The sequence below is a fragment of the Luteibacter sp. P4_E6 genome, assembly GCF_056401535.1.
In genome coordinates this window covers 1-9,045 of the sequence record NZ_JBFUJE010000137.1, presented here as the reverse complement: position 1 = coordinate 9,045, position 9,045 = coordinate 1, and the positions used below count along the sequence as shown (strand labels likewise).

General features: G+C 64.4%; 8 protein-coding genes. 2 read left to right on the top strand and 6 right to left on the bottom strand.

What is annotated here, in order from left to right:
• Positions 1-290, bottom strand: a 290-nt coding sequence (locus AC1DT2_RS10550) for a redoxin family protein (protein WP_477296152.1), incomplete at its 3' end; no start/stop codon positions are given.
• A gap of 157 nt (positions 291-447) precedes the next feature.
• Here AC1DT2_RS10550 and AC1DT2_RS10545 point away from each other — a divergent pair.
• Both AC1DT2_RS10545 and AC1DT2_RS10540 read left to right on the top strand, forming a co-directional pair.
• Entirely contained in the window at positions 448-900 is a 453-nt protein-coding gene (locus AC1DT2_RS10545) for an Hsp20/alpha crystallin family protein (protein ID WP_063571545.1), read from the top strand.
• A gap of 90 nt (positions 901-990) precedes the next feature.
• On the top strand, positions 991-1,908 hold the full coding sequence (locus AC1DT2_RS10540) for a DnaJ C-terminal domain-containing protein (protein WP_063571546.1): 918 nt from the start codon (positions 991-993) through the stop codon (positions 1,906-1,908).
• Between the two features lie 31 nt (positions 1,909-1,939).
• Here AC1DT2_RS10540 and pilH read toward each other — a convergent pair whose 3' ends face one another.
• The 5 genes from pilH to AC1DT2_RS10515 form a co-directional block, all read right to left on the bottom strand.
• Positions 1,940-2,305, bottom strand: coding sequence for a twitching motility response regulator PilH (gene pilH / locus AC1DT2_RS10535; protein WP_063571547.1), 366 nt, complete (start codon positions 2,303-2,305; stop codon positions 1,940-1,942).
• A 349-nt stretch (positions 2,306-2,654) separates the two neighbouring features.
• Positions 2,655-3,236, bottom strand: coding sequence for an LOG family protein (locus AC1DT2_RS10530; RefSeq protein ID WP_213948512.1), 582 nt, complete (start codon positions 3,234-3,236; stop codon positions 2,655-2,657).
• Positions 3,237-3,429: 193 nt separating this feature from the next.
• On the bottom strand, positions 3,430-4,857 hold the full coding sequence (gene lpdA / locus AC1DT2_RS10525; RefSeq protein WP_477296151.1) for a dihydrolipoyl dehydrogenase: 1,428 nt from the start codon (positions 4,855-4,857) through the stop codon (positions 3,430-3,432).
• Positions 4,858-4,968: 111 nt separating this feature from the next.
• Complete coding sequence (gene odhB / locus AC1DT2_RS10520) at positions 4,969-6,177, bottom strand: 2-oxoglutarate dehydrogenase complex dihydrolipoyllysine-residue succinyltransferase (protein ID WP_477296150.1); 1,209 nt, start codon at positions 6,175-6,177, stop codon at positions 4,969-4,971.
• Positions 6,178-6,184: 7 nt separating this feature from the next.
• Entirely contained in the window at positions 6,185-9,037 is a 2,853-nt protein-coding gene (locus AC1DT2_RS10515) for a 2-oxoglutarate dehydrogenase E1 component (RefSeq protein WP_477296153.1), read from the bottom strand.
• Between the last annotated feature and the right edge of the window lie 8 nt (positions 9,038-9,045).

The following is a 9,045-nucleotide window of genomic DNA, read 5'->3' as shown; positions in this document are numbered from 1 at the left end:
AGCATCAGCAGGTCGTCCGGTGCGCCTTGCGATATGCCCCAGGCATGCATCACGAAGGCATCGTTGACCGACACGCAGGCGACCTTGATCCCGCGCTCGCGGAAGTCTTCCATGTGCTGGATATAACCGGGCAGATGCTTGTTCGAACAGGTGGGGGTGAAGGCGCCCGGCACGGCGAACACCACGACCTTGCCCTGGCCGAATACGTCGAGGCTGGAAATCGTCTCCAGGCCGTCCTTGAACTGGGTGAGCGTGTGATCGGGCAGGCGGTCGCCAACAGCGATGGTCATGGGGAGTCCTTTGCGGGCAGAGATGGCCGAGCTTAGCGCGAACGCCATGTGCGGCCCAACCGGTGTAAGTCGCAGCGGCACTTGAATCCCGTCGGGTCGGTCATATGTTTGTTCCCAGACGGCCACATGGCCGAAAAACTTCTTGGGAGTCAAACAGATGAACCAGCTTCGTCATGTGTCGTTCCGTCGCGCGCCGGTGTTCGGCAGCGACGTCCGCAATGTCTTCGAACAGCTCTTCGGCAACGAGATCGCCGCGCCGGTTGCTGCTACGCCGAACGCCTGGGCGCCGCGTGTCGACATTCGTGAAGAGGACGGCCGCTTCCTGATCCTTGCCGACGTGCCGGGCGTGAACCTCGCCGACATCGAGATCCAGATGGAAAAGAACGTGCTCAGCATCAAGGGCGAGCGCAAGGTGTTCACCAGCGAGACCGAAGGCAAGTTCAGCCGCGTGGAGCGCGCCAGTGGCGCCTTCAAGCGCAGCTTCACGCTGCCGGAAAGCGCTAACGCCGAGGGCATCACGGCCTCGGGCGCTCAGGGCGTGCTGGAAATCGCGATTCCGAAAAAGGCCGAGAGTGCGCCGCGGCGTATTGAGATCAACGCTGCGGGCTGATTCGCTCTAAGCTTGTAAACTGGCCCGCGGTGGACATGCGCCACCGCGGGCATTCTGCTTTTTGTTTTTGACACAAGCCCGGGAGAGCCTGTGGAGTTCAAGGATTATTACGAAGCACTTGGGGTAAAGCCTGAAGCGACCGACGCCGAAATCAAGGCGGCGTACCGCAAGCTCGCCCGCAAATACCATCCGGACAAGAACAAGGAGCCGGGCGCCGAGGACAAGTTCAAGGCGGTCAACGAGGCCAACGAGGCGCTCAAGGACCCCGAGAAGCGCCGGGCTTACGACCAGCTCCGCGCCGGCGGCTATCGCCAGGGTGAGCAGTTCCGGCCGCCTCCGGGCTTCGGTCAGGGTGGTGGTGGAAGCTACGACTTCGGCCATGGCGGCGGTGGTGGCGGCGACTTCAGCGACTTCTTCGAAAGCCTTTTCGGCGGCGGAGGCCGTGGCCGCGGGCAGCAACAGACGCAGGCCCGTCGCGGGCGCGACATCCAGGCGAAGATCGAGACCGACCTGCAGACCGCCTTCAACGGTGGCAAGACGCGTGTCGTGCTCAATGATGCGTCGGGCAGCGAACGCGTGCTCGAAGTGAAGATTCCGGCCGGCATCACGCCGGGGCAGACCATCCGTCTGGCCGGGCAGGGCCATCCAGGCATGGGCGGCGGGCCCTCCGGCGACCTCCTGCTCGAGATCGGCGTGCGGGACGATGTCCGCTTCCGCCTCGAAGGCCGCACGGTCACCCATACGCTTCCGATTACGCCCTGGGAGGCCGCCATGGGCGCCACGGTGCCGGTCCCGACCCTGGGTGGTCACGTAGACCTGCGTATTCCCGCCGGCTCGCAATCGGGCCGTAAGCTGCGCCTGAAGGGGCGCGGCCTGCCGGGCTCGGAGCCGGGCGACCAGATCGTCGTGCTGGAAATCCGTGTGCCGGTACCTGAAACCCATGAGGAGAAAGCGGCGTACGCGGAGTTCAAGGACGCGTTCCCCGGGTTCGACCCACGGCAAGGGTAGTCGTTGTGGCTGCGCCGCCGATGCACCTACCTCACTTTGGCAGGTGTTCCTTCAGGGCGGCGACCAGCTCTTCTTCCTTGATCGGCTTGACCACGTAGTCCTTGGCGCCCTGGCGCAGGCCCCAGACTTTGTCCGTGTCCTGGTCCTTGGTGGTCACCAGGATGATCGGGATGTGCTTGGTCGTCTCTTCCTTGCTGATCGTGCGGGTGGCCTGGAAGCCATTGAGGTTCGGCATGACCACGTCCATCAGGATCAGGTCGGGAATCTCGCGCTTGGCGACTTCCACACCCTGCGCGCCGTCCTCGGCCGTGATGGCCTCATGGCCCAGTTTCTCGACGATGCGCTTGATGCCCAGCAACTGCGACGGCGAATCGTCGACGATCAGGATACGAGCCATTCACTTTCCCCCGGGACCAGGCCCGATGTGTTGTCCTTGATGACGTACGCCTTCCAGGCGCCCGTCTCGAATGCTGCGGTGACGTAAAAACGTCGCGCGTTGCGCCTCTGGCGTAGGGACATTCTACCGTCCAGCGCGGTGGTATCAATGGTGACACGGTCGATACCTGTTTCGACAAGGGTTTAGGAGTGATCCCGACCGCCCGATCGACCCTGCCGGCGTCGCCGTAGCCCGAATCAGTCAGTCCGAAAGCTTTGAAACAACGTCGTGCCCCAACCCCTTCGTGCTGTCGATCAGGCGGATGGTCCCATGGTCGACGCGCCATAGCAGGTTGTTCGAGGTTGTCACCTCAGACGGCGTCGGAGGTGATCCACTTCGGCGTGTAGGACGATTCGTAGTGCTTCATCCAGTCGAACAAGGCGTCGATGCTGGCGCCGAACCAGACTTGTTCGCGCTGGTTCTTCTTGACGAAGCCCTCGGCGACCATATGGTCCATGCTGGCGGAGAGACCTGCGTAAAAGCCGCGCACGTCGAGGAAGGCACACGGGTAGCTGTGCAGGCCGAGTTGCGCCCAGGTGAGCATCTCGAACATTTCGTCCATGGTGCCGAACCCGCCGGGCAGGGCGACGAACGCATCGGAGAGCTCGTACATGCGCGTCTTGCGCTCATGCATGGTCTCGACGACCTGAAGCTCTGAGAGGCCGGTGTGAGCGACTTCCTTCTCGACCAGCTGGCGCGGGATGACACCGATGACGCGGCCACCTGCCGCAAGCACGGCATCGGCGACGGTACCCATCAGGCCGACTTTGCCGCCGCCGTAGACCAGGGCGATGCCTTCCTTCGCCAGGCGCGTGCCGAAGGCTGTTGCCGCCTCGGTATATTCCGGGTTGCCGCCGCTGCTGGAGCCGCAGTAGACGCAGAGGGATTTGATGTCACGCATGGGGAGATCTCCGATGTATTCGATGTCTGGCCTTGGTAGGAGCCGATTCATCGGCGATGCGTGCTTGCGACACGGTTAGGGATCGCCGATGAATCGGCTCCTACCGGGCACGGCGTCGCCAACGCTGAAACGACGAAGCCCGCCCATGCGTGCGGCAGGGGCGGGCTTCTTGTCACGCAGGCGATCAGTTGCCCTTGTGGATGGCGCGCTTGTCGACCGACAGGGCCGCCTCATGCACCACTTCCGACAGGGCCGGGTGAGCGTGGACGATGCGGGCGAGGTCTTCCGACGAGCCTTTGAACTCCATCGCCACGACGCACTCGTGGATCAGCTCGGAGACGACCGGGCCCACCATGTGCACGCCGAGGATACGGTCGGTCTCGGCGTGGGCAATCATCTTGACCTGGCCGATGCCTTCGTTCATCGCCACGGCGCGGCCGTTGGCGGCGAAGGGGAAGGCGCCCGTCTTGTACGGGATGCCTTCTTCCTTGAGCTGCTCTTCGGTCTTGCCGACCCAGGCGATTTCCGGCTCCGTGTAGATGACCCAGGGCACGGTGTCGAGATTGATGTGGCCCGGTTTGCCGGCGATGAGCTCGGCGACCATGACACCTTCCTCGGAACCCTTGTGCGCGAGCATCGGGCCGCGCACGGCGTCACCGATAGCCCAGACGCCATCGACGCCGGTGTGGTTGTGCTCGTCGACGACGATGCGACCGCGCTCGTCGAGCTTCACGCCCGTGTCGTCGTCCAGCAGGCCGGCGGTGTAAGCGCGACGGCCGACGGCGACCAGCAGCTTGTCCACGACGAGCGACTGAGCCGCGCCGTCCTTATCGGTGTAGCTGACATGGACTTCGTCACCCTTGACCTCGGCGGCGGTGACCTTGGCGTTGACCTTGATGTCCAGGCCCTGCTTGGCGAACTCGCGGGCGGCCATCTTGGCGATGTCCTGGTCGGCCACGGCGAGGAACTTCGGCAGCGCCTCCAACACGGTGACGTCGGAACCAAGGCGCTTCCACACGCTGCCGAGCTCGAGGCCGATCACGCCGGCGCCGATCACGCCCATGCGCTTGGGCACGGCGGTGAGGTCGAGCGCGCCGGTGTTGTCGATGATGTGCGTGTTGTCGAACTTCGCGAACGGCAGCTCGATGGGCACCGAGCCCGAGGCGAGGATGACGTTGGTGGCCGAGATGGTCTGGACGGCGCCGTCGTTGCCGGTGACTTCGACCTGGTTGCCCTTGAGCAGCTTGCCCTTGCCGAAGAACGAAGTGACCTTGTTCGCCTTGAACAACATGGTCACGCCGCCGGTGAACTGCTTGACGATCTTGTCCTTGCGGCCGATGAAGGTCGCAATGTCGATCTGCGGATTCTCGGCAGTGATGCCGTGATCCTTGAAGTTGTGCGTCAGGTTGTGGAACTGCTTGGACGAATCCAGCAGCGCCTTCGACGGGATGCAACCGACGTTGAGGCAGGTACCGCCGAGGGCGGCCTTGCCGTCCTTGCCGACGAAGGCGTCGACCACGGCGGTCTTGAGGCCCAGCTGCGCGGCGCGGATCGCGGCCACATAGCCCGCGGGGCCCGCACCGATGACGATGACGTCGAACTTGTCGCTCATTAGGTTTGCTCCGGATGAAACGGCGGGATTCTGCTACCGCCAATATGGGGTCGGAACATGAAAACGGGAGTCTTTCGACTCCCGCCTTCACATTGATGAATCAACCGACCATCAAAGGCCGAGCAGCATCCGCTGCGGGTTTTCCAGCTGGTTCTTGATGTCGACCAGGAAGAGCACGGCGTCCTTGCCATCGATGATGCGATGGTCGTACGACAGGGCGATGTACATCATCGGCGCGGCGATGACCTGGCCGTTCTCGACGATCGGGCGCTCCTTGATCGTGTGCATGCCCAGGATGGCGCTCTGCGGCGGGTTCACGATCGGGGTGGAGAGCAGCGAACCGAAGGTGCCGCCGTTSGWGATGGTGAACGTGCCGCCCTGGAGGTCGTCCAGGCCGAGCTTGCCGTCACGGGCCTTCTTGGCGTAACCGATGATGCCCTTCTCGACGTCGGCGAAGGACATGTCCTGCACGTCGCGGAGAACCGGCGTGACGAGGCCCTTCTCGGTCGACACGGCGATCGAGATGTCCTGGTAGCCGTGATAGATGATGTCCGAGCCATCCACCGAGGCGTTGATCACCGGGTAGCGCTTGAGGGCTTCGGTGGCCGCCTTGACGAAGAAGCTCATGAAGCCGAGCTTGACGCCGTTGGCCTTCTCGAACTGCTCGCCCAGGGCCTTGCGCAGCTTGACCACCTCGGCGAGGTTCACTTCGTTGAACGAGGTGAGCATCGCGATCGAGTTCTTCGACTGCATCAGGCGCTCGGCGATGCGCGTACGGATACGCGTCATGGCCACGCGCTCTTCCGGACGGCTGCCCGGGGTCGGCTTGGCGGCCGGTGCCGGTGCGGCGGCGGGAGCGGCAGCGCCACCCTTGCCGACGTTGACCAGGTCTTCCTTGGTCACGCGGCCGTCGCGGCCCGTGCCGGCGACCTTGGACGGATCGATGTTCTCTTCGACGGCGACACGGCGGCCGGCCGGGGAGAGTTCGTCGACGCCCTTCGGGGCGGCGGCTTCGGTCTTCTCGGCCTTCGGCGTTTCAGCGGCGGCAGCAGCGGGAGCCGGGGCGGGCGCGGCAGCGGCGGCGCCTTCCTCGATCACGGCGATGACCTGGCTGCTGGTCACCGTGGAGCCTTCCTCGAAACGGATTTCCTTCAGCACGCCGTCAACCGGCGAGGGCACTTCGARCACGACCTTGTCGGTCTCGAGGTCCAGCAGGTTCTCGTCACGCTTGACCGCATCACCGGCCTTCTTGTGCCAGGTGGCGATGAGCGCGTCCGAGACCGACTCGGGCAGGACCGGGACTTTGACTTCGATGGACATGCTTGCCTTACTCCGCTGCGTGATCGGTGCCGACTGGCGCGACGAGTGCTTGCTCGACGAGCGCCGTCTGTTCGGCGATATAGGTATTGAGATGGCCCGGAGCCGGCGACGGCGAACGCGAGCGTCCTGCATAGGACAGGCTCTGCTTCGAACCGATGCAGGCCTGGAGGTGGTGACGAATCTGGAACCATGCACCCTGGTTCATCGGTTCTTCCTGGCACCAGACCACTTCCTTGGCGGAAGCGAACTTTTCCAGTTCGGCCGAGACTTCCGGGCGCGGGAACGGATAGAGCTGCTCGACGCGCACGATGGCGACGTCGGTCAGGCCACGCTTGTCGGCGTCCTCGAGGAGGTCGTAGTAGACCTTGCCCGAGCACAGAACGACGCGCTTGACCTTCTTGGCCGGCAGGTCGCGGTGTTCGCCGATGACGAGCTGGAACTTGCCGTTGGCCAGTTCATCGAGCGAGGACACCGCCAGCTTGTGGCGCARCAGCGACTTCGGCGTCATCASGATCAGCGGCTTACGCACGGGGCGCACCTGCTGGCGACGGATCATGTGGAAGGCCTGCGCCGGTGTGGTCGGGACGCAGACCTGCATGTTGTCGAGCGCGCACAGCTGGAGGAAACGCTCCAGACGCGCGGAGGAATGCTCCGGGCCGGCGCCTTCCTGACCATGTGGGAGGAGCAGCGTGAGGCCGCAGAGGCGGTCCCACTTCGCTTCACCCGAGCTGATGAACTGGTCGATCACGACCTGGGCGCCATTGGCGAAGTCGCCGAACTGACCCTCCCAGATGGTGAGCTGGTCGGGCGAGGTGGTGGCTTCGCCGTACTCGAAGGCCATGACGGCTTCTTCGGAGAGCAGCGAGTCGATCACGTCGACGCGGGCATCGGCGCGAACCTTCGAGAGCGGCATGAAGGTATCGTCGCTGGACTGGTCGTGCAGCACGGCGTGGCGATGGAAGAACGTGCCACGGCCGGCGTCCTGGCCGACGATGCGCAGGTCGTTGCCTTCGGCGATCAGCGTGCCGTAGGCGAGGTTCTCGGCGAAGCCCCAGTCACCCGGCAGTTCGCCGGCGGCCATCTTGCGGCGGTCGTCGTAGATCTTGGCGACGCGGGCATGCAGGGTGACGTCGGCGGGAATCGCCAGGAGCACGTCGGACACCTTGGCCAGCAGTTCGCGTGGCACGCCCGTGTTCACTTCCATCGACAGGCTGGTCTTCTGGAAACGGCTCCAGTCGACCGGGATGTCGCGGGTCGGATTCGGATCGATCGCGATCAACGGCTCGCCCTTTTCGAGGCGGGCACGGTAATCGTCGAGCATCTTCTGGCCGTCGTCCGCAGCGATCGTCGAGGACTTTACCAGCGCCTGCGCGTAAAGGTCGCGGGTGGTCGGGCGCTTGCGGATGACCTGGTACATGAGCGGCTGGGTCGCTGCCGGCTCGTCGGCCTCGTTGTGACCGTGGCGGCGATAGCAGACGAGGTCGATGACCACGTCCTTCTTGAACTGCTTGCGGAACTCATAGGCCAGCCGGGTGACCTGGATCACGGCCTCCGGGTCGTCGCCGTTCACGTGGAAGACCGGCGCGTTGACCATCTTCGACAGATCGGTGCAGTACAGCGTCGAGCGAGCGTCTTCGCGCTTGGACGTGGTGAACCCGACCTGGTTGTTGATGACCAGGTGCAGCGTGCCGCCGATGGCGAAGCCACGGGCCTGCGACATCTGCATCAACTCCATGTTGACGCCCTGACCTGCGAAGGCGGYGTCGCCGTGGATCAGCAGGGCCATCGACTTTTCGCGGGCGGTGTCGCGGCGGCGCGACTGGCGCGCATGCACGGAACCGGCGACGACGGGATTGACGATTTCCAGGTGCGACGGGTTGAACGCCAGCGCGACGTGGACGCCGCCGTTCGGCGTTTTGACATCGGCGGAGAAGCCGAGGTGGTACTTCACGTCGCCCGTGTGCATCGGACTGTCGTCGTGCTCGAACTTGCCTTCGAATTCGTTGAAGAGCTGCGAGGGCGCCTTGCCGAGGATGTTGACCAGGACGTTGAGGCGGCCGCGATGGGCCATGCCGATGATGACTTCCTTGACGCCGTTGTCGCCGGCGGCACGGACGATGTCATCGACCATCGGGATCATGCTTTCGCCGCCCTCGAGCGAGAAGCGCTTCTGACCGACGTACTTGGTGTGGAGGAAACGCTCCAGACCTTCAGCGGCGGTGAGGGCTTCAAGCACACGGACTTTCTCAGCCTTCTGCAGGCCCGGGGAACCGGCCGCCTTTTCCAGGCGCGAATAGATCCACGCGCGCTGGTCGTAGTCGGAGATGTACATGAACTCGGCGCCGATGGTGCCGGTGTAGATGTGCTTCAGCTTCGCGAGCAGGTCGCGCAGGGGCATGCGCTGGCCGCCACCGGCGAAGGTGCCGGCGTCGAACTCGGTACCGAGGTCGGCGTCGGAAAGGCCGTGGAAGGCCAGGCCGAGGTCGGGGGTGTCGATGTCCGGGACGGTCAGGCCGAGGGGATCCAGCTGCGCCGCGATGTGGCCGCGCGAGCGGTAGGCCGTAACCAGGCGGAGCACGCCGGCCTGTTTCTGCGCGTAGGCATTGTCCGCGGAGCCTGCGGCGGGTGCCGGGGCAGCCGTGCGGCGCTGTTTCTGCGCGGCTTCGATGCGGGCAATGGCGCCGGAATGGGCGACATCACCGGCCTCGCGACCTTTGAAGGATTTGAAATAAGTGTCCCATTCGCCCGTGACGGAGCCGGGATCGGCTAGCCAGGCTTCGTAGACTTGCTCTACGTAGTCGGCGTTGCCGCCGGCGAGTTGGGAGGATTCGGAAAACTCGCGGATCAGGTTTGCGCTCACGTCACCAC